This is a genomic window from Wohlfahrtiimonas chitiniclastica DSM 18708, assembly GCF_000375345.1.
Taxonomy (GTDB): domain Bacteria; phylum Pseudomonadota; class Gammaproteobacteria; order Cardiobacteriales; family Wohlfahrtiimonadaceae; genus Wohlfahrtiimonas; species Wohlfahrtiimonas chitiniclastica.
In genome coordinates, this window is record NZ_AQXD01000003.1 from 283,364 (window position 1) to 305,072 (window position 21,709).

Genomic DNA, 21,709 nt, shown 5'->3' on the forward strand with positions numbered 1-21,709 from the left:
TTAGCCTCCACCAACAAAATGGACAATCTCAAAGCAGTCATTCGCGCGGACTGGTTCTGTGGCATAGTCCTCTTTCATCACCACTTCGCGATTTTTTTCTATAATAAAATATTTACGATGTGCAATGTCCAATCGATCGATCAACGCAGCCACTGTTGTTACGTCCGCGGGCACTGTCATCACTTCACCATTCACACTAATTTCCACAGGTTCTCCTTGCGTCAATAATGGCCTGCTCTGCCAACAATTTGAGGGATTTTGCATGGGCAATGCTTTGTGCAATGGAACGCTCAAACAATCCTGACATCACAGCAACGCCATCCACAATGGGAGCGATGCTTGCAATGTTTGCCTCATCAATGCCGCCAATGGCGATCAATGTGCCTGCCCGCTTTTCTTTTGCGATGGCGGTTAAGCCTGCTAAGCCAAGCGGCGGATCTGTTTTTAAGCGTGTTTGAAAAATGTGTCCAATGTATCCATACGCATACTCAGGCAATTGCGCACGAATTTGCGCACCATTGTGAAAGGATCGCCCAAATTGCATCAACGGAAATGCATTTTTTAACAAAGCTAACGGTAAGCTAGATTCTGTTAAATGCACGCGTTCGATGCCCATTGCCAAAGCAATGTCTGTGCGATCATTGAGGATGAGTTGATGCGTTGGCGCATGCTGAGCAATCAGATCGATCAAAGCGGCAATCGCTTTGGGGGATCGAGATTTTTCACGAATCTGTACATAATCCACATAGGGCAAGAGCGCCACAATGTGCTCGCTTAATTGCTCAATGGATTGCGCTTGATTCGCTGTCACAGCATGAATTTGAAACATATTTCTCCATTGCGGAGTTGTGCTGTGCCCAAATCACTTGCCTCCGCTAGTACTAACTAGATCAGGTCATAAGAGTCCCGAAGTTTACTTCAATCTCAGCTGTTCACAACAGCACCTCTAGTGGAATGGAGAAAGTATAGAGAATGCCCATTCAATTGGCAAATTTAGTTTATTCAGTCCGTGCGGATTGATCAAGCTCTGCTAAAAATGCCAATTTCTCTTGGATTTTTCGCTCTAAGCCGCGATCTGTGGGTTGATACCATTGTTGATCTGGTAGATCATCTGGGAAATATTTCTCCCCCGCTGCATAGGCATAAGGCTCATTATGCGCATAACGATACGCTTTGCCATAATCCATATCCGCCATCAATTGTGTGGGTGCATTGCGTAAATGCAGCGGCACTTCACGGGATTGATCTTGACGCACAAAGGCGCGCGCTTGATTAAAAGCATTGTAAGCAGCATTTGACTTAGCGGCACAGGCTAAATACACAAGCGCTGTACCCAGGGCGAGCTCCCCTTCTGGCGAACCTAAGCGCTCATATGTCGTGGCTGCATCATTGGCAATTTGCATCGCGCGTGGATCGGCAATGCCAATGTCTTCCCAAGCGATGCGCACAATTCTGCGCGCTAAATAACGAGGATCTGCGCCACCTTCTAACATGCGCATGAACCAATACAATGCAGCATCCGGATCAGAGCCGCGCACCGATTTATGGAGCGCTGAAATCAAATCATAAAACTGATCGCCGCCTTTATCCATGGCTTTTGGCTGTGCGGTGAGCACTTTACCCAAAAACGCTGTCGTCACCTGATGAACGCCTTCTGACGCAGCGATATTGAGCACCTGCTCTAAACGATTGAGTAAGCGGCGCGCATCTCCATCTGCATAGGTGACAAGCTGCTCCGCAGCATCTTCTGCCAATTGAATGTGCGGATAATGCTGCGTTAATACGCGCTCAACGAGTAAAGTTAATGCCTCTGTATCGATCGGCTTTAAGGGATAAACCGTGGCACGCGATAACAAGGCACGATTGATCTCAAAGGAGGGGTTTTCTGTGGTTGCCCCCACAAATACCACCAAGCCGGATTCAATGTAAGGCAATAAGGCATCCTGCTGACTTTTATTAAAGCGATGAATCTCATCGATGAATAAAATTGTCTGTTTGCCTTGCAACTGATAATTTTTCGCCGTTTCGATGGCTTCCCGAATCTCTTTAACACCTGAAAACACCGCAGATAATGCAATGAATTGGCAATCATAAGCATGAGCCAATAAGCGCGCCAATGTGGTTTTGCCAACGCCGGGCGGCCCCCAAAAGATCATGGAATGGGGTTTTGTGGCATTGAGGGCTAAAGTCAGGGGTTTATCTTTCCCAATCAAATGGCGCTGCCCCACCACATCTTCTAAAGATTGCGGGCGTAAGCGATCGGCTAACGGCGCAAAATCATCACCTTGCGTGCTAAAGAGATCATTTTGTCTCATCGATCACATCCACGCCTTTTGGCACCTTTAATGTGAACACATTCGGATTGATGGTTTGATTGATCACTACATCAGAGAGCGTCAAACTCAATGTACCATTGGCTTGTTTTGCATACACGTTGCTGATATTGCCGCGCTTAAATTCAATTTCGATGAATTCAACATCACCTTTTTTCTTAGGCATTAGGCGGTATTTTTGCTCATTTTTAAGGGTTTTAATGGAAAATTGTGCATTTAACGGTTGATCATTAAAGATCATGAACATTGGGGAATCTTGCTCAAAAATGGCCAAATTTTTAATCACCACTTGCTCTAAATCCACATCATAATGCCAAAGCTTTTGCCCATTGCTGATGATCTTTTGTTCAAAAGGCGATGTGTAATTAAAATAAAAACCTGCCGTGGCATCGCGGCCATTTTTTTTACGAATTTGCAAAATACCATCGGAGATCTCTTTATTTTTTTGTTGCGTCACCGTCTGTTCAAAATCCGCCTGCAATGATGTCAGATCATTGAAATACTTCACCACAAAAGCTTCATTTGCCAAGCTTGGCACCACTAAAGATGCCGTTAAAATCGACCATAGACTCACTGTTTTTAACATACCGCCTCCTACAATTGAGGCTTTATTATACAGGGCAATGAATCATTTGGCACAAAAGCCATCGGCGTCCCATACAAAATGCCCCAAAAGTTTGTCATGCATGCATCACTAAAAATAGTTTTTTTGTTGCTCATTTTAATCATCAATTGTGACACAGTGATGACAGTCGAGTGCTTGACAATCCCCGTAGAATGGCTTTTGATAAGCATGATGCAGGCTTGCATCATCGCGTATGGAGAGAATATGGGTGTCACAAAAACAGTTTTTATTGCAGGTTATGCACGTTTGCCTCAAGGCATGGCGGCAAAACATATGTTTGAATCAATGACCATCACGGCTGAAATTGAGCCAAAATATGGCGTCATTTTAGCGGCAGATTGCACATTGATTACAGAATTGGGGAAAAATTTCATTCGCCAATTACTCAGAGGCTACAGCCTCAATGATGGTATTGAAGGGCTGATTGACGCGGTTCATCAAAGTTATAAAGGCAAGGCCACAAGCGCTTTAATCGCCGCGTTAAGGGATTTAGATCATCAATATCATTCGATGCACAAAGGATGATAAAAAAGTTGCCTTTATGAAAGTTGCATGCTACATTCTACGAAACTCAGCCAGAAAAGAGAGCCTACAATCACCCTACATGATTGATCCCCTTTCTTTCTCATGAGTCACGTAAATGAACTGCCCATCTGTTTGAGATCATCCCCCATGATGACGTAAGAGAACAGATGACACCAGTAATGCTTTTTGCGCTTTATTTTAGAGTGTAGAGGGTGTTGCTGGTTTTTTTTTGAAAAATTTTTATTACCACTCAAAGCTTGATCCCGGAGGATACCATGTCACAATTCATTCAAAAAAATGATCAATTTTCCATTGAAGAAAATGCTCAATCTAAACGCATCTTAAACATTACTTTATCTAAAGCGGTGATCGAGCAGTTTTTACAGAAAATCAAAGATGAAGGCATCAGCATTCAACATTTAGAATACACGCCATATGAGCGCCAAGTGATTGCTGATTATTTAGATCAAATCGCAGGGCATAACTTTGGCAACATTTTACGTGACATCGTCAATGACCGTGCAACTGGTGGTTTTACAATTGGCTTAGAAGGCGTGTCTAAGTGCACTGATGAATACGTGATTTTCTCCACCGCCATCGCGCATTTAGTGGGCATCTCTAACTTTGACTCCATGACGGGCAAATATTATGCGCGCTTCTCTGTTAAAGACACCGACAGCAGTGACTCTTACTTACGCCAAGCGTACCGTTTATTCACACTTCACACCGATGGTACATTCGTGAGCGAAGCCACAGATTGGTTGCTCATGATGAAAATGGTGGAAGAGAATGCCAAAGGCGGCGAAAGTCGTTTATTACACTTAGATGATTGGGAAGAGTTAGAAAAATTCAGCTCAAACTCTTTAGGCCAACATAAATTCCAATACATCGCGCCACCGAGCAAAAATGTGCAAGAAATCGTCCATCGCCAATTGTTCTTCTTGAAAAACAATCGCCCATGCATCTGCTTCATTGATCAGTTTGCGTATCCTGAAAGCATTGAAGAGGCTAAATTCTTAAAAGCGCTGTCGCAATCCATGGAAAGTGACAAACACGTGATCGAATTAACATTGCCTGTGGGCAGTTTAGTGGTGTTGAACAATGAGTTCTGGCTCCATGGCCGTGCACCTTTTGAAAAACACCCTGAGTTAAATCGTGAGTTGCTCCGCCAACGTGGTCGCTTTTATCACTAACTCATCTAAAGAATTAAGGAGCTTCGGCTCCTTTTTTTATGTGCCTTAACCCACGTGCGTGGTGCGTGTTGGCATGGCATCGAGTTTAGCGATGTCCTCAATGATGGTGCATTGATCCGCCGTATGGACACGCCGGCAACGCTGCTCAATCGCCGTCAAACGGTCTTTAAGATCCATCAACTCCTCAATGCGCGCCTCTAAATGCAATAAATGCTGCTGAATGATGTGATTAATCGGGCGGCAATCGGATGTTGATGGCGCATTGACCTCATCTAACAGTTGATGAATCTCTTCATGCGTCATGTCAAAGGCGCGACAATTTTTAATGAAGGTCAAGCGCTCAACATGGGATTGATCATACGAGCGATAATTATTAGCAAGGCGCGTTGGCATGGGCAATAATTTCTGCTTTTCATAATAGCGGATGGTTTCTGTGGATACACCTGTTAATTCAGACAGTTGCCCGATCTTCATCTTCACCTCCTAAGGCTTGACCTTATAGTAGCTTTAAGGTGTCTACTATAGCATATCCATATGATTTTCATTCAAAGGGGTTTTTATGAGCACACACCATTTAGAATCTTGCAGCGCCTGTTCATGCAGCCATGATTCAGCACCGAAAGAAACGCCCATCACGAACATTCCTGAAGGACATCATCGTGATGTCTTCATCATTGAAGCGATGGATTGCCCCACTGAAGAAGGGCTCATTCGCCGTCACTTTGCCAATGATCCACTGATTGATCAACTCTCTTTTAACCTGATTCAGCGTAAATTGACGGTGGTGCACAACACAACCACGCAATACATCATCGATGCCATTGCAGAGCTTGGCATGGAGGCCATCTCAGAAATGGCGGCAAGCACGCCAACACCGCCTAAAAAAGCCTTCACTGGATCATTCATCATCGCAGCGTTATCAGCCGCGGCTGCTGAGATCTTGAGTTTATTTGATGTACATTTCATCATCGTTGGCTTCTTTGCGATCCTTGCCATTGTTTTGTGCGGCAAAGAGACCTACATTAAAGGTTGGATCTCCCTTAAAAATCGTAAACTCAACATCAATGCACTCATGAGCGTAGCGGTCACTGGCGCTGTCCTCATTGGCGAATTGCCTGAAGCCGCCATGGTGATGGTGCTCTTTAATCTCTCTGAAATGTTGGAAGCGCGCTCCTTAGATCGTGCACGCAATGCCATCGCTGGTTTAATGAGCCTAACGCCCGATGAAGCATTGGTGCTAAATCATGGCCAAGCCAGCATGCGCCCTATTGAAACCATCGCTAAAGGCAGCACCATCCGCGTGATGCCGGGCGCACGCATTCCGTTAGATGGCACCATCACAAAAGGTAGCTCAAACATTGATGAATCACCCATCACAGGGGAAAGCTTACCGATTGATAAAACCGTGGGCGATGCTGTTTATGCTGGCAGCATCAACTTTGAGCGTGAAATTGAATTCATCACCACCACAACGTCAGACAATTCTACATTGAGCAAAATTGCCCGCACCATTGAAGAAGCTCAAAGTCAGCGTGCACCTGTGGAGCGTTTTGTGGATCAATTTGCAGCCATTTATACGCCCATTGTATTTGCGATTGCCATTTTAGTGGCATTGATTTCTCCGCTTTTTGGCGTACCTGTCATTCAAAGTATTTACAATGCCTTGGTGATGCTCATCATTGCTTGCCCGTGCGCCCTTGTGATCTCCACACCTGTTGCCATTGTCAGTGGATTAACGACCGCCGCACGCCAAGGGATTCTGATTAAAGGTGGCAGCTATTTAGAAACTGCACGCCACATTAAAGGTTTAGCCTTAGATAAAACAGGGACGCTCACAGAAGGACAACCGACGGTGACAGAGGTGATCACTTTGGTCAATTCGATGCATCTGCCAAGCATTGCAGCGCATTTAGCGGCGCGCTCTGATCATCCGATGTCAAAAGCAGTGGCTGCACACTATCAATCTGCATTGAATGCACCGCTGACCCTTCATGCGTTCACCGCCATTTTAGGCCAAGGCACTTGTGCAAGCATTGAGGGCGCACATTATTATTTGGGCAACCTTAAATTGATGCATGCATATCACATTGATGTCAGCGGTGCCGATACACATTTAGCACGCTTAAATGATCACACAGGCTCCCTGCTCTTTTTAGCCGATGATGCCAAACTCTTGGCAATCTTTGTCCTAGAAGATGCCATTAAACCCACGACGCGTAAAGCAATTGATGCCCTGCATCGCCTCGGGCTCTCTTTAACCATATTATCGGGGGATCGTGAACGCACCGTCAAAAATGTGGCGGCTGCCCTCCATTTAGATGACGCGCGCGGTGAGCAATTGCCAGAAGATAAACTCGCCTTCATTGATGATTTTCAGAAAAATCATGGCGCAATTGCCATGATTGGCGATGGCATCAATGATGCACCTGCACTTGCTAAAGCAGACATTGGCTTTGCCATGGGCGGCATGGGCAGCGATACCGCGATTGAAACGGCCGATGTTGCCATCATGGATGATGATTTAATGAAAGTACCCAACTTCTTTCACATCTCTGAGCGTACCATCGGCATCATTCGTCAAAACATCACCTTTGCCATTGTGGTCAAACTCTTTTTCTTCCTGCTTGCCCTCTTTGGCTTAGCAGAAATGTGGATGGCGGTGATTGCCGATGTGGGCACCACATTTTTAGTGGTACTCAATGCATTGAGATTGCTGAAAGTAAAAGAAATTCAATAAATTATGATGCATCGCACTTTTTTGTGTAAAAATTCATCACGGGCTCTTGAAATGAAATTCTCGATCCCCATAGTTGAAGCTGCAAAGATTTTAGTGCGATTCATTTTCTGAGATATTGCATCTTTGCGAATCGAAATCGTATTGTTAATTTATTTTTTAGAGGGAATCATTATGAAATTACGTCCATTACACGATCGCGTAATCATCAAACGTGTTGAAGAAGAAACAACATCTGCGGGCGGTATCGTATTACCTGGTTCTGCCACTGAAAAACCTTCTCGCGGTAAAGTGATTGCTGTCGGTACAGGCAAAACTTTAGACAACGGCCAAGTGAAAGCGGTTGATGTTAAAGTTGGCGACGAAGTCTTATTCGGTAAATATTCCGGTTCTGAAGTCAAATTCGGTGATGAAGATTTCATCGTAATGCGCGAAGACGAAATCATGGCTGTGATTGAAGCATAATCAATCACCCTTCATTAATATTCAGAATTTTAACTTTTAGAGGTATTTAAGTATGTCAGCAAAAGAAGTACGTTTTGGCGATGATGCACGTTCACGCATGGTAAAAGGCGTTAACACATTAGCAAACGCTGTGAAAGTGACATTAGGTCCTAAAGGTCGTAACGTTGTTTTAGAAAAAAGCTTTGGCGCGCCAACCATCACTAAAGATGGTGTGTCTGTGGCTAAAGAAATCATCTTAGAAGACAAATTCGAAAACATGGGCGCACAAATGGTGAAAGAAGTTTCTTCTAAAACTTCTGACATCGCAGGTGACGGTACAACAACGGCAACTGTATTGGCTCAAGCCATCGTTCGCGAAGGCATGAAAGCCGTTTCTGCCGGCATGAATCCTATGGACATCAAACGTGGTATTGATAAAGCCGTTGCAGCAGCTGTGGCTGAACTCAAAAACATCTCTAAACCTTGTTCTGATGACAAATCCATCGCACAAGTGGGCACAATCTCTGCAAACTCTGATGAAGACATCGGTCGCATCATCGCAGACGCGATGGCAAAAGTGGGCAAAGAAGGTGTGATCACTGTTGAAGAAGGTTCAGGTTTAGAAAACGACTTAACAACAGTTGATGGTATGCAGTTTGACCGTGGTTATTTGTCTCCTTACTTCATCAACAACCAACAATCAATGGCGGCTGAATTAGACAACCCATTAATTTTGTTGTGTGACAAAAAAATCTCCAACATCCGCGAAATGTTGGGCGTATTAGAAGCTGTAGCTAAAACCGGTCGTCCTTTATTGATCGTGGCTGAAGATGTTGAAGGCGAAGCCTTGGCAACATTGGTGATCAACAACATGCGCGGCATCGTAAAAGTTGCAGCGGTGAAAGCGCCTGGCTTTGGTGATCGTCGTAAAGCAATGTTACAAGACATCGCAATCTTAACAGGTGGTACTGTGATTTCTGAAGAAATCGGCATGTCACTTGAAAAAGCATCTTTAGAAGATTTAGGCAGTGCAAAACGCGTTGTGGTTTCTAAAGAAGACACAACCATCATCGATGGCGCTGGCGCTGTTGATGCGATCAAAGCACGCGTTGATCAAATTCGCATCCAAATGGACGAAGCAACGTCAGATTATGATCGTGAAAAATTACAAGAGCGCGTTGCAAAACTCGCAGGCGGTGTTGCTGTGATCAAAGTTGGTGCAGCCACTGAAGTTGAAATGAAAGAGAAAAAAGCACGCGTAGAAGATGCATTGCACGCAACACGTGCAGCCGTTGAAGAAGGCGTTGTCCCTGGCGGTGGTGTGGCTTTAGTTCGCGTATTGGCATCCATCAAAGATTTGAAAGGTGACAACGCAGAACAAGAAGCAGGTATCCGTGTGGCATTACGTGCAATGGAAGAGCCATTACGTCAAATCGTAACAAATGCTGGCGAACCGGCTGACGTTGTATTGAACGCAGTGCGTGAAGGCCAAGGCGCATTTGGTTACAACGCTGCCACTGGTGAATATGGTGACATGGTTGAAATGGGTATCTTAGATCCAACTAAAGTAACACGTTCAGCATTGCAACACGCTGCATCTGTTTCTTCTTTAATCATCACCACTGAATGCATGGTTGCTGAAATTCCTAAAGCAGAACCTGCAATGCCTGACATGGGCGGCATGGGTGGTATGGGCGGCATGGGCATGATGTAATTCATCCCTAACCGTTTCAACGACAAAGCCTTGGTCACTTGACCAAGGCTTTTTTATGCCCGGAAAAATTACAAAAATCATACATGCCATAAAATTTTATGCCGCATCTATGCCCGAAAAATGGCCTTTCCTCCCAAAAATTACGCACAATAAAGTAGTCAATTTGTTGCAAATTCATTTTACTTATGTATAAATATGGTGAGCTATGTTGCATGCAACATGTTAGCCATTCATAGAAATGGCTTCATATAACACAGAACAACCTAATCACCACTTTGTAGCAAACACCGCAATGAATTTGCCAATGACTACAAACCGTATAGGAGGAATTATGAATAAAAAGATATCATCGATGGATGTGCTGTTTTTAGCAATGGGGGCGATGCTTGGCTGGGGCTGGGTGATTCTCTCCGGCGAATGGGTGGCAACTGCAGGTTTCCTAGGGGCAACCATCGCCTTCGCAGGCGGAGGCTTATTGATCATCCTCATCGGCTTAACCTATGCTGAATTGGCCACTGCCATTCCAGAAACAGGCGGCGGCGTTGCCTTCGTTCAACGTGCTTATAACACACCATTAGCCTTCTTAGCAGGTTGGTCTGTATTGTTTGGTTACATGTCTGTGATCGCGTTTGAGGCTGTTGCATTGCCAACGGTGATTGACTACATCTCTCCCCTTCAACACCAAGTGCATTTATGGAACATTGCCGGCTCTGATGTTTACTTAACCTGGGCATTGATTGGTTCAGTGGGCGCACTTTTCTTGGGTGCATTAAACTATCGCGGCATTCGTTCTGCCACCATTTTCCAAACAGTGTTCACGATTGCCATTGTGAGCGTTGGCATTTTATTGATCTTTGGCGCAGGCTACTACGGCGACAGCGAAAACTTAAAACCTTATTTCAGCAGCGGTTTTAATGGCATGATGCAAGTGCTCATCATGGTGCCCTTTATGTTCGTGGGCTTTGACGTGATTCCACAAATCGCATCTGAAGTAAAAGCCACAAAATCCATCGGTAAAATGTTGGTGATCTCCATTTTATCTGCCCTTCTCTTTTATGTATTGATCATCTATGGCGTATCGATTGGTTTGCCACATTCAGAATTATTGACCTCAAAATTGGCAACTGCTGATGCGATGACCAACTTATTTAACAGCAAAGTATTGGGTCAAGTATTAGTGGTTGGCGGTATTGCAGGGATCATCACAAGCTGGAACGCATTCGTGATTGGTGGCAGCCGCATTATGTATGCAATGGCGCTTCGTGGCATGTTGCCTGCATGGTTTGCAAAATTACATCCAAAATATCACACGCCCGCAAACGCGATCATTTTCTTAACAGCATTGGCATTTTTGGCACCATTATTGGGTCGCCAAGCATTGAACTGGTTAGTGAACGCAGGCAGCATCGGCGTTGTATTGGGTTATCTCATTGTGACGTTAGCATTCTTACAACTTCGCAAAATTGAGCCAGATTTAGAGCGCCCATATGCCGTGAAATGGCCAAAAACCATTGGTTGGTTAGCGGTATTGTTCAGCATCGGCTTCTTATCACTCTATTTACCAGGCATGCCAGCAGAATTGAGCTTCCCCATTGAATGGAGCTTAGTGTTTGGGTGGTACTTCATCGGTGCTTACTTCTTGTTCATGCACAAAAGTAAAAGCCCTGCGAAGACATTTGAGTTAAACAATGCTAGCTTAGAGACAAAATAATTTTAAACGCCCATCGTGCATTAAAGACCGCGATGGGCAAACGGCGATAATACAAACGTATTACGAATCATCAAAATAATAGTCACTGAAAAGAGGAATTGACATGTCATACACTACTGAACAACTTCAAGCAATGCGTCAAAAATATGTGGCGCGTGGCGTAGGTAACGGTAACTTAAACATTGCAACAAAAGCTGTGAACGCAACAATCACCACAGAGAAAGGTGAAGAGTTCATCGATTTTGCAGGCGCCATTGGTGTGATGAACGTGGGTCATAGCCACCCAAAAGTGGTTGCAGCCATCAAAGCACAATTAGACAACTTCACACATCCTGGCTTTAACGTCATCATGTATGAAAGCTATTTACAAGTGTGTAAGCGTTTGTGTGAAATCACTGATGGTGATCATGAGAAAAAAGCCATCTTATTCAACACAGGGGCAGAAGCTGTTGAAAATGCCGTTAAAATCGCGCGTAAATTCACAGGTCGCCCAGGCGTTGTCTCTTTCTACCGTGCATTCCATGGCCGCACAAACTTAACCATGGGGATGACGAGTAAAGTTAAACCTTATAAAGTGGGTTTTGGTCCATTTGCCTCTGACATCTATCAAGCGCCGTATCCATATGCTTATCAGCGTCCTGCACACATGACAGAAGAGGAATACATCGATTACACCATTGGCCGTTTTGATGAATTCTTTAAAGCAACCGCAGCGCCAGAAACCATTGCTTGTTTAGTGATGGAACCAGTTCAAGGTGAAGGTGGCTTCATTGTTCCGCCGCAACGCTTTGTTGAGCACGTGTATAATTTCTGTCAAAAATATGGCATCGTATTTGTGGCCGATGAAATCCAAGCAGGTTTCTCTCGTACCGGTAAACTTTTTGCCATGGAACATTTTGGCATCGTGCCTGATTTGATGACCACATCAAAATCCTTAGCCGCTGGCGTGCCTTTAAGTGCGGTGGTTGGCCGTGCAGAAATTGTTAATGCGCCAAGCCCAGGTGAATTAGGCGGTACATTCTCAGGCAGCCCATTGGCATGTGCGGCAGCGCTTGCTGTGATGGATGTTGTGGAAGAAGAAAACCTCAACGAAAAAGCTGAAATCATGGGTGCAAAATTAGAAGCATATTTAACAGAACAGCAAAAACAATATCCATTCATCGGTGACATTCGTCGTTTAGGCGCAATGGTTGCGGCTGAAATCGTGAAAGATCCTGCGACACGTGAACCGGATGCTGCGAGAACTTCTGCCATCACAGATTATGCCAACAGCAACGGTTTATTGTTGATTTCTGCGGGCATCAACAGCAACGTTGTGCGTTTCTTAGCACCTTTAACCATTACAGATGAAGAATTAACGAAAGGTTTAGCGATTTTAAGCGATGCTTTAAAAGCAGCCAATCAATAAAAGGATCGGTATTCATGAGTGAATTAAAAGTTTTTAACCCAGCAACGGGTGATCTATTGGCAACCTTGCCAATGGATACAACATCAGATATTGAAGCAAAATTAAAAGCCGGTCACGCGGCATTTCAAACATGGAAAAGCACGTCTGTGTATGAGCGCGCAGCACTTTTAAATCGTTGGGCAGAATTGATTTTAGCCAATAAAGAAGACGTGGCAAAAATCATGACTGAAGAAAATGGTAAGCCTGTGCGTGAATCGATTGGTGAATTGGTCAATGCGGTGAGCTACTTAACTTGGTATGCAGAGGAAGCTAAACGCATTTATGGCCGCACCATTCCAGCTTCCACCACCAATAAACGCTTATTGGTGACGCGCCAAGCCATTGGCCAAGTGGCAGCCATTACGCCTTGGAACTTCCCTGCGGCCATGATGACGCGTAAAGCAGGCCCAGCGCTTGCGGCAGGCTGTACCTTCATCGTAAAACCTGCTGAAGATACGCCATTAACCATGATCCGTTTAGTGGAACTTGCCCATGAAGCAGGCTTCCCACAAGATGTGGTGCAGTGTGTGATTGGTGCAGGTTCTGCGGTGGGTCCTGTGTTTACCGCCAGTGAATATGTGCGCAAAATCACATTCACGGGTTCAACGCCTGTGGGCAAACGCCTCATCAGTGAAAGTGCAGGCAGCGTTAAACACATGTCAATGGAATTAGGGGGTCATGCGCCTTTCATCGTGTGTGAAGATGCGGACATCGATTTTGTGATCACCCAAGCGATTGCCTCTAAATTCCGTAATGCAGGACAAACCTGTATCTGTGCCAACCGCTTCATCGTGCATGAAGCAGTGATTGCTGAATTTACTGAAAAATTCACAGCTGCCGCCAAAGCCCTTAAAGTGGGCAACGGTATGGATGAAACAACGGATGTGGGCCCGCTCATCAATAAAAAAGGCTATGACAAAGTAATCGAACAGATCAACGATGCCAAAGCAAAAGGCGCCACCATCCTCGCGGGTGGTGAAGGTTTAGCCGATGAGGCAAAAGGCACATACTTTGTCACGCCAACCGTCCTTGGCAATGTCACGCTGGATATGGACATCATGTCTGAAGAAACCTTTGGCCCTGTTGCGCCCATCATTGCTTACAATGATCTTGATGAAGCCATTAAGATCGCCAATGGTACGCCTTTTGGTTTAGCGGCTTACTTCTTTACTGACAACTACAAACGCGGCATCTATCTACAAGATCATTTAGATTTCGGTATTGTGGGCTGGAATGATGGCTTACCCACATTGGCACAAGTGCCATTTGGCGGCTTTAAAGAGAGCGGCCTTGGCCGTGAAGGCGGCATTGAAGGGATTGAGCCTTATTTGGAAACAAAATATCTCTCCATCGGTCAGCTATAATTGATGGCATGATTCAAAGAGCGGCAAAGCCGCTCTTTTTTTATGCATGTTTGATTAGTGAAGGGGATAAAAATACGCACAAAAAAAAGCTGAATGAGGATTGTATTGTGCCAATCCTGCATTCAGCAACACGACGACTATGGATTCTTGTGTAACCTTAATGCTATCAAATCAGTTAAGCTTGTGGCTGTGGCATCACTTCACGGACGATGTATTCAGCAATCGCCATTGACGATGTTGCACCCGGTGAAGGCGCATTACGAATGTGCGTAATGTTGCCCTCTTTACGCACCACAAAGTCATCCACTAAGCTGCCATCTTTATTCATGGCTTGGGCACGAATGCCACGCGTTGCAGGCTGTACGGTCATTTTAGAAAGAGATGGCACATATTTTGTGGCTTCATCAATGAAGCTTTGTTTGCTGAGCACCGTTTTTGACTCACGCACCGCCGCAGGTAAATTGCGAAGGGAGAATTTCCAGAAACCTGGGTAAGTTAAATAATCAAAAATGTCTTTGGCATTGAAGTTTTTACCAGTGTAATTTTCACGGCCAAAGGATAAAAAGGCATTCGGGCCAATGGTCATTTTGCCATCGATGCGTTTCGTAAAATGCACCCCTAAAAATGGATATTTTGGATCTGGCACAGGATAAATTAACCCTTTCACATCATGGGTGAATTCATCATCTAACACAAAGTATTGCCCAAAAAATGGCACGATTTTAGGAGAGGCTTCATCACCTGAATTGATCGCTAAGCGATCTGATTGTAAACCTGAGCAGCTCACTGCATAATCAAATGTGTCATCATAAACTTTACCGCCTTTTAAAATGACGCGAATGCCGCCAGCTTCATTTTTAAGGGCTTCCACTTCTGAGCTTAAATGAATGGTGCCCCCTAAAGATTCAATCTCTTCGGCGATCTTTTTAGCGATGGCTTCATAACTCACAATCGCAGTTGTTGGGGAATGCAGCGCCGCAACGCCAATACAGTTTGGCTCAACTTCTTTAATTTCATCCCCATAAAGCATGCGCACATCGGGCACTTCGTTGTCTAACGCAATTTTGTATAAACGCTGTAAACGCTCTTCTTCGACAGCATTGAGGGCAACCACAACTTTGCCGCACTCATCGTAAGGTAAATTGTGTGTTTTGCAGTATTCGCGAATTAAATGCACACCGCGGCGGCATAATCTTGCCTTCAAACTGCCCTTTGCATAGTATAATCCTGCGTGTACCACACCAGAATTATGGCTGGTTTGATGCTGAGCTACGCTCGCTTCTTTTTCAAACAGTGTCACTTTGGCATCCGGATGATCGAGCAATAATTGTCTTGCAACGGCCAATCCATTAATTCCCCCCCCAATTACTGTATACTTGACAACAGACACATCAATCTCCTTTTTACTATGCGTTATACAACATGAAAAAACTAAAAAAAATAGAGAATCTTTCTGACCAAGCATTTGATCTTCTTCGTGACGCCATTCTCAATGGCGTTCTTGAGCCCGGAAAACTGTATTCAGCAACAGAAATTGGAGAATGGATTGGCGCTTCTCGAACCCCTGTACGCGAAGCTGCACAACAATTGGCCGCCATTGGCCTTGTGCGCGTTGAACGCAATCGTGGGATTCGCATTTTGCCAACCTCCCTTCAAGAGCTCATTGAATCATTCCAGATCCGTTTGATGCTTGAAGTTCCCCTCATTCGTAAAGCTGCCTTATCACGCACAGATGAAGATCTTAAAAAGATCATCGCCGCGTATGATAATTTTGCCGCTGCTGCTCAAAAAGATGATGCCAAAGAGACATTGAAAGCAGATAAGGATTATCACTCTGCCTTATTAGAAGCTGCGCACATTGATCGTGCTTTAATGATTATTGAAAATACTCGCAACTCTGTTCTTTTGACTGGCCCTAGCACCATTCCTCATTCTCGAACTTGTATGGAAGCACTCGCTGACCATGAAGAGATTCATCAAGCGATCTTAAATCAAGATGCCGATGCCGCAGAACGGGCGATGAAACGTCACATTATCAACACCGCTAATATGTTAATCACACAAGAGGCGAAAAAGAGAGATGATTGGTTAGATCCTGATCTTTTGAGTCAGTTTTCATGGATTCATAAATAAGTCATTTAACCGCCCATGCTTTCTCTTCAATAATTTATAGCACAGTGATATGTTGCATGCAACACTTAGGCTACAAATTAGATACATTATTGCCTCGCGCATAAAAAAACCTTGGTGAAAACCAAGGTTTTTTATCCATTAAATGATCAATGATGCTATTTATTCATAAAGATAGCGCGCAATCATCGTCATGTCATCCACAGGGCCAATGTTCACATGCACAATGTAACCGGAACCTTTGGCCACTTCGATCACTTCACCTTTATCATTTTTCATCTCACCGATCACCACTTCACGGTTGCCATGTTGATTGATGATCTCAACGCGATCGCCTGTACCAAATTTGTTCTTCGCTTCTAACACCGCAATGCCTGTTTCAGGATCATAGGATTTCACTTCTGCCACATATTGCTGACGCGAGTGAATACTGTTGCCGGTTAAATAATTTTGGTAAGCGTGCGGCATGTGACGTTGTAAGAAACCTTCGGTATAACCGCGGTTCGCTAAGCCATCTAATTTGCCATACAATTCTGGGTTAAATTCACGGCCAGCAATCGCATCGTTAATCGCTTGACGATACAACTGTGCAGTACGTGCCACATAATAATGAGATTTTGTGCGCCCTTCGATTTTCAAAGAATCCACGCCAATTTCAATCAAACGCTGCACATGATGGATCGCGCGTAAATCACGAGAGTTCATGATGTATGTGCCATTTTCATCTTCGCTGATCTCCATCCATTCGCCTTTACGCTGATTGTTCTCTTGAATGAGATAAGAGCGATCCGCTTCTGGATGAGGATTGTAACCTTCTGGCGCATCAAACGCAGAGCGGTTCAATTCATCTTGAAGATATTTCATTGGATCATCCGTTTTTGGTTGCACATGGCCACTGGCGGAGGTGTAAATGTTCACCAAATCTGCATTTTTTGGAATGAGCTCACCTTCAGGTGTCTCTTTTGCATCCGTTAAACCATAATTCCAGCGACAAGCATTCGTGCAGGTGCCTTGGTTGGCATCGCGGTGGTTAAAGTAACCCGACAATAAGCAACGGCCAGAGTACGCAATGCATAATGCGCCATGCACAAACACTTCTAATTCCATGTCTGGGCATTCTTGACGGATTTCATGAATCTCATTTAAGGAGAGTTCACGAGATAAAATCACGCGCGTTAAACCCTGTTTTTGCCAGAATTTCACTGTTGCGCTGTTCACAGCATTTGATTGTACAGACAAGTGAATGTCCATATCAGGCCAGCGTTCACGCACCATCATGATTAAACCTGGGTCCGCCATGATCAACGCATCAGGACCTAAATCAATGATGGGGGCTAAATCATCCACGAATGTTTTAAGCTTTGCGCCATGGGGCATGGTATTTAATGCCACAAACAATTTTTTACCATGTTCATGGGCATAATCGATCCCCATTTTCATGCGTTCTTCGTTTTTAAAGTCATTGTTGCGCACACGTAAACTATAACGTGGCAAACCTGCGTACACAGCATCTGCACCATAGGCAAAGGCGTAACGTAGGTTTTCAAAGGTGCCCGCAGGCGCTAATAATTCAACTTGTCTTTGTGTCATTTGTCTCATCCTTACAGGGGATCACGGCTTATAGCCAAAGGGCAAATATTATACCTGAAAAAATAAAAAACGCTCTTGATGATCCATCAAGAGCGCAATATTTTCTTAATTTTAACAATCTTATGCTGGTGGCTGTGCTTTTAATTTCGACACATAGCGATAAAAGACGCCATATGCCAATAAGCCATAAATCACAATCAAAACGGCTAAGTTCATGAGCTGAAATTCCACTTCTTGCAAAGATGCACCCATCTGATTCATGTGCACTAAGCCTTCAATTGCGGATGTTGAGGGCAAGATGCGCGCAATGCCTAAAAAGAGATCTGGCATCAAATATTGTGGCCATGAAATCCCTGAAAAGAAGAAGAAAATCATACTAAATGGCAGCATCAATAGAAATACATTGTCCATTTTCTTAAAAATGCTCGACATGGCGAGCGCTAAGAAAATGATGGCACTTAAGAAAAACATGCCAAAAATCGCCAGTGAGAAAATGTCGCTCAAACGTGGTAATTGATACCAATATGGCGCAAAGAGCATAAAGATCCAATAACCAAAATAAGCGTAAAAGAGATACGCTAAATAGCGGCCGGCCAGCGCTGCAAATGCCAATTGTGCCGTCGAGCGCTGCGGTGTGCTGACAAACGCCATGTCAAATTCAGAACGGCGGCTCAAAATGCACGCCAACATAATCCCAATCCACATGCTTTGATTCAAAATCAATACATACGCTGGCGGAATGATGTATGTGGCATAACCTGATTGTGGGTTAAATAAATCTACCGTCACAGGATTAAAAGGCGCACTGTTGCCTTGGGCAATGGCAGGATCAACACCCATGGCAATTTGCTTATCCACGAGAATCTTTTTATTCGTTGCCATCACCACAGAAGAAACCGCATTTGCGGCACCGTTGTAAATCATCACGTAGCTGGCATCCCCATAAAACACCACAGCATCACGGCGTCCTTTGAGGATATTTTGCTCAAATTCAAAGGGAATCACCACAATTCCGTAAATTTTGCGCTGTTTTAGAAGCTCTTTTGCTTCCCCTAAATTCTCCACATGATCCACAATTTTCAATGAATCGGTGGCATCTAACATGCGCAATAATTCACGGCTCATGGTGGTTTTATTCTGATCCATCACAGCAATGGGCACATCGCGCACCTCTTCGTTGTTGTAAGGCAATGGATAGAAAAAAAAGTAAGTCACCAAACCAATGATCAAAACAGAGGAGACCTCTTTAACGCGTAGCAATCGCTTGAGCTCATTGATCATGACGGCAAATATCAACTTAAGCATGTTTGGCCTCCGCTTTTTTCAATAATGCAACGCGCAGCACAATCAAACCATAGGCCACAATGCCAATGAGCATCATCGCAATGATGGATTTTAAAGAGGTGAGCAATCCTGCATCTCGTAAAGTTTGATCTAAACGCGCCTCAATGTACCAAGTGATCGGTAAAATCGCACCCCAAATTTGGGCAAAGAGATCCATCGACATCCGCGGATAAAATAATCCCGTAAACCCGAAGGCTGGGGATGCAAAAATACTTACCGAGCCATAGTTTAATGAACGCTGTGGCAGCCATAACGTCAGCACAATCGCGCACAATGATGCACTGGTGATGAAGGTAAATGATGCCAACATCTCCCACAATAATGAACCACGAAGCGGCAACTCAAAAAAGAACATGAGCCCAATGTCTAACGTAAAGAGCGACATCAAAAAGACCAACGTATACGGCGCAATTTTATTGACCACAAATTGAAAGACACTGTTGTTATTCATGCGCAAAATACCCAGCACGCCAAGCTGCCCATATTTATCTTGCACAGTGGTATAAGCAATGGAGAGCATCACAATGATTTGTAAAATCGTGGGCACAATACCATTGACCAATGTGTAAACATAGTTGAGCGTTGGATTAAACACAGGATGCATGTCCGCCGCCACTGGCGACAATTCCTTCATCGCCAATTGCGCTGTCACCCCTTGCGTGGTCAAACGCTCAGCCTGCATCGTCATTAAACTTGAACCAAACGCTTGCGTGAAACCCACTTTTAACACATTGCCAAGTGCCATATATTGCAGATTCGAAAAGCCCGTAATCTCTGGTTGAAGGTTGCCGAGCATGCGTTTTTCAAAATCATTTGGAATCAACAAAATCCCAAAAATATCGCCTTTAAGAAGTGCCGTTTTTGCATCGCTTAAATTGTCATTGCGCATCGCAACCGAAATCGATGGAGATGCTGACACATGTTGAATGAGACTGCGTGAGGTTGATGTATTGTCAAGATCCACCACCGTAATGGGCACCCGATTAATGACCTCTGCATTGAACATGTACATCATGCCAAAAATAACAATCAGCGGATAAAGAAACACAGAGGCAAACAGGGGCTTTGAGCGACCAATGATCTTCCATTCCCGCCAAAAGCCAAAGAAAAAGCTATTTTGAGCCTGTGTTTTAGTGATTGGAGTTTTCATAATATCCGCCCTATTGAGCTTTGCGTGTGTTCCACTTCGCAATCACACTCATACCAGGACGCAATGCCTCAATATTTTTAATGGGTTTCGCACGCACTTCAAAGGTACGCAAGTCAAATTCACCGGTTGCTTTCGTTGCGCGCCAGTTGGCATATTGCCCCAATGCATTGAGTGCTGTGATTTTCACTTCCACAGTCTCTTTAAGGGCAGGAATTTCCACTTCAAACACATCACCAATTTTCGCAGCACGTAAGAAATCTTCACGAATGTTAAACGTCACCCACATGTCCGTTAAATCAATCAATGAATAAAGTGGCGTGCCTGGATTATATAATTGACCCACTTCTGCAACTTTAGCCGTCACTTGACCATTGGCGGTGGCTTTAACAATCAAAGTATCCACATCTGTGTTGACTTGGTTCAATGCAGCTTTCGCTTGGGCAACTTGTGCATCGGCTAAATGTTTGGTTTCAATGCTCGCGCCATTTTCTGCCAATTGTAAACTCGCTTCAGCCGCCAATTTATCTTTCAATGCCACTTCATAAGAGGTTTTTGCTTCATCAAACACTTGTTGAGAAACCCCGCCCTTTTGAATCGCTTTTTGCACACGATCAAAGCTCTGTTTAGCCAACGTCACGCCATCTTCTGCGGAAGCTAACAATGCTTTTTGGATTTCAATTTGTTCAGGGCGCGTACTGTATGCCACATCACGATTCGCTTTGGCCACATTATATTGTGCTTCGGCTGTAATTTGCTGGGCAATCATTGCAGGATTTTCTAAAATGACGAGCGTATCGCCTTCTTTAACATTATCCCCAAGATCATAAAAAACCTCTTTCGCACGGCCTTGCACACGCACTGAAATGTCCACACGATTCGCCTCAACTTCACCTTGAAGCACAAACTCTTTTTGTTGATGGGCCACTAAATAAAGCACCACAACAAGGGCAATAAACAGTGCACCTAAACCTAATAATGTACGCGTCATTTTCTGCATAGTATTTTCCTAAAGTTATATTTAATCGTTTGATTTAATTATTATAGTATAGCCGAGCGAGTTATCGCCTGCTATTTATTAACTTCAGGGCAATCTAGTCTTGTGTACTTCAAATAGATACATATGATGATATTATTTTTCCAGACAAATGAAAAAGCCCTCTTCGCTTGAAGAGGGCCATTCATGTTAGGCCCTGGAGATGACCTACTTTCACATGGGGAGGCCCCACACTATCATCGGCGCAGCTACGTTTCACTTCTGAGTTCGGAATGGGATCAGGTGGTTCCATAGCGCTATTGTCTCCAGGAAAACTGGTGGTTGTGTGATTAGATCACAACAACAGCATTCTTTGGTTTAGTTGGTTTAGTCTAGCGACATCATTTGTTACATTTTTCTGAGACCTATTAT

At 44.3% G+C, this 21,709-nt stretch carries 19 protein-coding genes, 1 rRNA gene and 1 riboswitch; of the genes, 9 read left to right on the forward strand and 11 right to left on the reverse strand.

Translation table 11 applies throughout. The features are described from left to right. The 4 genes from thiS to lolA all read right to left on the reverse strand — a co-directional run bounded on the left by thiS (position 1) and on the right by lolA (position 2,919). On the reverse strand, positions 1-207 hold the full coding sequence (gene thiS, locus B143_RS0107955) for a sulfur carrier protein ThiS (RefSeq protein ID WP_008316626.1): 207 nt from the start codon (positions 205-207) through the stop codon (positions 1-3). Beyond that, positions 197-829, reverse strand: a complete 633-nt coding sequence (locus B143_RS0107960; RefSeq protein ID WP_018122866.1) for a thiamine phosphate synthase — start codon at positions 827-829, stop codon at positions 197-199. The genes thiS and B143_RS0107960 overlap by 11 nt, the downstream gene beginning before the upstream one ends. A 21-nt stretch (positions 830-850) precedes the next feature. Beyond that, a riboswitch (TPP riboswitch) is annotated at positions 851-958 on the reverse strand. Positions 959-998: 40 nt separating this feature from the next. Next, complete coding sequence (locus B143_RS0107965; RefSeq protein WP_018122867.1) at positions 999-2,315, reverse strand: replication-associated recombination protein A; 1,317 nt, start codon at positions 2,313-2,315, stop codon at positions 999-1,001. Beyond that, complete coding sequence (lolA, locus tag B143_RS0107970; RefSeq protein ID WP_018122868.1) at positions 2,302-2,919, reverse strand: outer membrane lipoprotein periplasmic chaperone LolA; 618 nt, start codon at positions 2,917-2,919, stop codon at positions 2,302-2,304. Before lolA ends, B143_RS0107965 begins: the two co-directional genes overlap by 14 nt. Positions 2,920-3,162: 243 nt before the next feature. On the opposite strand from lolA, the gene B143_RS0107975 reads away from it, so the two are divergent. Further along, the gene (locus B143_RS0107975) at positions 3,163-3,483 is read left to right on the forward strand and encodes a DUF3870 domain-containing protein (RefSeq protein ID WP_008316621.1); all 321 of its coding nucleotides are present in this window, start codon (positions 3,163-3,165) and stop codon (positions 3,481-3,483) included. Positions 3,484-3,758: 275 nt separating this feature from the next. Beyond that, on the forward strand, positions 3,759-4,676 hold the full coding sequence (glaH, locus tag B143_RS0107980; protein ID WP_018122869.1) for a glutarate dioxygenase GlaH: 918 nt from the start codon (positions 3,759-3,761) through the stop codon (positions 4,674-4,676). 45 nt (positions 4,677-4,721) lie between these two features. On the opposite strand, the gene cadR is transcribed toward glaH, so the two are convergent. Further along, positions 4,722-5,150, reverse strand: a complete 429-nt coding sequence (cadR, locus tag B143_RS0107985; RefSeq protein WP_018122870.1) for a Cd(II)/Pb(II)-responsive transcriptional regulator — start codon at positions 5,148-5,150, stop codon at positions 4,722-4,724. Positions 5,151-5,235: 85 nt separating this feature from the next. Here cadR and B143_RS0107990 point away from each other — a divergent pair, with 85 nt between their 5' ends. The 6 genes from B143_RS0107990 to B143_RS0108015 all read left to right on the forward strand — a co-directional run bounded on the left by B143_RS0107990 (position 5,236) and on the right by B143_RS0108015 (position 14,090). Next, positions 5,236-7,413 carry a heavy metal translocating P-type ATPase gene (locus B143_RS0107990; protein ID WP_018122871.1) on the forward strand — a complete coding sequence of 726 codons (2,178 nt, stop codon included), beginning with the start codon at positions 5,236-5,238 and terminating at the stop codon, positions 7,411-7,413. Positions 7,414-7,584: 171 nt separating this feature from the next. Further along, a complete protein-coding gene (gene groES / locus B143_RS0107995) occupies positions 7,585-7,875 on the forward strand; it encodes a co-chaperone GroES (RefSeq protein ID WP_008316614.1) in 291 nt (96 codons plus the stop codon). A 52-nt stretch (positions 7,876-7,927) separates the two neighbouring features. Continuing rightward, on the forward strand, positions 7,928-9,568 hold the full coding sequence (gene groL / locus B143_RS0108000) for a chaperonin GroEL (RefSeq protein WP_018122872.1): 1,641 nt from the start codon (positions 7,928-7,930) through the stop codon (positions 9,566-9,568). A 352-nt stretch (positions 9,569-9,920) separates the two neighbouring features. After that, positions 9,921-11,279 (forward strand): amino acid permease, encoded by a 1,359-nt coding sequence (locus tag B143_RS0108005; protein WP_018122873.1) that lies wholly within the window; start codon positions 9,921-9,923, stop codon positions 11,277-11,279. A 103-nt stretch (positions 11,280-11,382) separates the two neighbouring features. Then, entirely contained in the window at positions 11,383-12,687 is a 1,305-nt protein-coding gene (gene gabT / locus B143_RS0108010) for a 4-aminobutyrate--2-oxoglutarate transaminase (RefSeq protein ID WP_018122874.1), read from the forward strand. Between the two features lie 14 nt (positions 12,688-12,701). Next, on the forward strand, positions 12,702-14,090 hold the full coding sequence (locus B143_RS0108015; protein WP_018122875.1) for an NAD-dependent succinate-semialdehyde dehydrogenase: 1,389 nt from the start codon (positions 12,702-12,704) through the stop codon (positions 14,088-14,090). A gap of 175 nt (positions 14,091-14,265) precedes the next feature. Here the strand turns inward: B143_RS0108015 and lhgO are convergent, their stop codons facing one another. Beyond that, positions 14,266-15,480, reverse strand: a complete 1,215-nt coding sequence (gene lhgO / locus B143_RS0108020; protein WP_018122876.1) for an L-2-hydroxyglutarate oxidase — start codon at positions 15,478-15,480, stop codon at positions 14,266-14,268. Positions 15,481-15,512: 32 nt separating this feature from the next. Between lhgO and B143_RS0108025 the strand changes: the two genes are divergently transcribed. Beyond that, positions 15,513-16,223, forward strand: a complete 711-nt coding sequence (locus tag B143_RS0108025) for a GntR family transcriptional regulator (protein WP_008316607.1) — start codon at positions 15,513-15,515, stop codon at positions 16,221-16,223. Positions 16,224-16,382: 159 nt separating this feature from the next. Here B143_RS0108025 and trhP read toward each other — a convergent pair whose 3' ends face one another. The 5 genes from trhP to rrf all read right to left on the reverse strand — a co-directional run bounded on the left by trhP (position 16,383) and on the right by rrf (position 21,608). Next, positions 16,383-17,810: a prephenate-dependent tRNA uridine(34) hydroxylase TrhP gene (trhP, locus tag B143_RS0108030; protein ID WP_008316605.1), complete on the reverse strand. Its 1,428-nt coding sequence runs from the start codon at positions 17,808-17,810 to the stop codon at positions 16,383-16,385. A 120-nt stretch (positions 17,811-17,930) separates the two neighbouring features. Further along, complete coding sequence (locus B143_RS0108035; RefSeq protein WP_018122877.1) at positions 17,931-19,115, reverse strand: ABC transporter permease; 1,185 nt, start codon at positions 19,113-19,115, stop codon at positions 17,931-17,933. Further along, positions 19,108-20,304 (reverse strand): ABC transporter permease, encoded by a 1,197-nt coding sequence (locus B143_RS0108040; protein ID WP_018122878.1) that lies wholly within the window; start codon positions 20,302-20,304, stop codon positions 19,108-19,110. The genes B143_RS0108035 and B143_RS0108040 overlap by 8 nt, the downstream gene beginning before the upstream one ends. 10 nt (positions 20,305-20,314) lie before the next feature. Further along, positions 20,315-21,301: an HlyD family secretion protein gene (locus B143_RS0108045; protein WP_008316600.1), complete on the reverse strand. Its 987-nt coding sequence runs from the start codon at positions 21,299-21,301 to the stop codon at positions 20,315-20,317. 191 nt (positions 21,302-21,492) lie between these two features. After that, a 5S ribosomal RNA gene (gene rrf / locus B143_RS0108050) occupies positions 21,493-21,608 on the reverse strand. Between the last annotated feature and the right edge of the window lie 101 nt (positions 21,609-21,709).

Bases quoted from the DNA above. Each gene is read 5' to 3' on its own strand.
- lolA (WP_018122868.1), bottom strand. From the start codon at position 2,919: ATGTTAAAAACAGTGAGTCTATGGTCGATTTTAACGGCATCTTTAGTG.
- cadR (WP_018122870.1), bottom strand. From the start codon at position 5,150: ATGAAGATCGGGCAACTGTCTGAATTAACAGGTGTATCCACAGAAACC.
- trhP (WP_008316605.1), bottom strand. From the start codon at position 17,810: ATGACACAAAGACAAGTTGAATTATTAGCGCCTGCGGGCACCTTTGAA.
- B143_RS0108045 (WP_008316600.1), bottom strand. From the start codon at position 21,301: ATGCAGAAAATGACGCGTACATTATTAGGTTTAGGTGCACTGTTTATT.
- groES (WP_008316614.1), top strand. From the start codon at position 7,585: ATGAAATTACGTCCATTACACGATCGCGTAATCATCAAACGTGTTGAA.
- B143_RS0108035 (WP_018122877.1), bottom strand. From the start codon at position 19,115: ATGCTTAAGTTGATATTTGCCGTCATGATCAATGAGCTCAAGCGATTG.
- B143_RS0108025 (WP_008316607.1), top strand. From the start codon at position 15,513: ATGAAAAAACTAAAAAAAATAGAGAATCTTTCTGACCAAGCATTTGAT.
- B143_RS0108040 (WP_018122878.1), bottom strand. From the start codon at position 20,304: ATGAAAACTCCAATCACTAAAACACAGGCTCAAAATAGCTTTTTCTTT.
- gabT (WP_018122874.1), top strand. From the start codon at position 11,383: ATGTCATACACTACTGAACAACTTCAAGCAATGCGTCAAAAATATGTG.
- groL (WP_018122872.1), top strand. From the start codon at position 7,928: ATGTCAGCAAAAGAAGTACGTTTTGGCGATGATGCACGTTCACGCATG.
- B143_RS0108015 (WP_018122875.1), top strand. From the start codon at position 12,702: ATGAGTGAATTAAAAGTTTTTAACCCAGCAACGGGTGATCTATTGGCA.
- glaH (WP_018122869.1), top strand. From the start codon at position 3,759: ATGTCACAATTCATTCAAAAAAATGATCAATTTTCCATTGAAGAAAAT.
- B143_RS0108005 (WP_018122873.1), top strand. From the start codon at position 9,921: ATGGATGTGCTGTTTTTAGCAATGGGGGCGATGCTTGGCTGGGGCTGG.
- B143_RS0107990 (WP_018122871.1), top strand. From the start codon at position 5,236: ATGAGCACACACCATTTAGAATCTTGCAGCGCCTGTTCATGCAGCCAT.
- B143_RS0107975 (WP_008316621.1), top strand. From the start codon at position 3,163: ATGGGTGTCACAAAAACAGTTTTTATTGCAGGTTATGCACGTTTGCCT.
- B143_RS0107965 (WP_018122867.1), bottom strand. From the start codon at position 2,315: ATGAGACAAAATGATCTCTTTAGCACGCAAGGTGATGATTTTGCGCCG.
- B143_RS0107960 (WP_018122866.1), bottom strand. From the start codon at position 829: ATGTTTCAAATTCATGCTGTGACAGCGAATCAAGCGCAATCCATTGAG.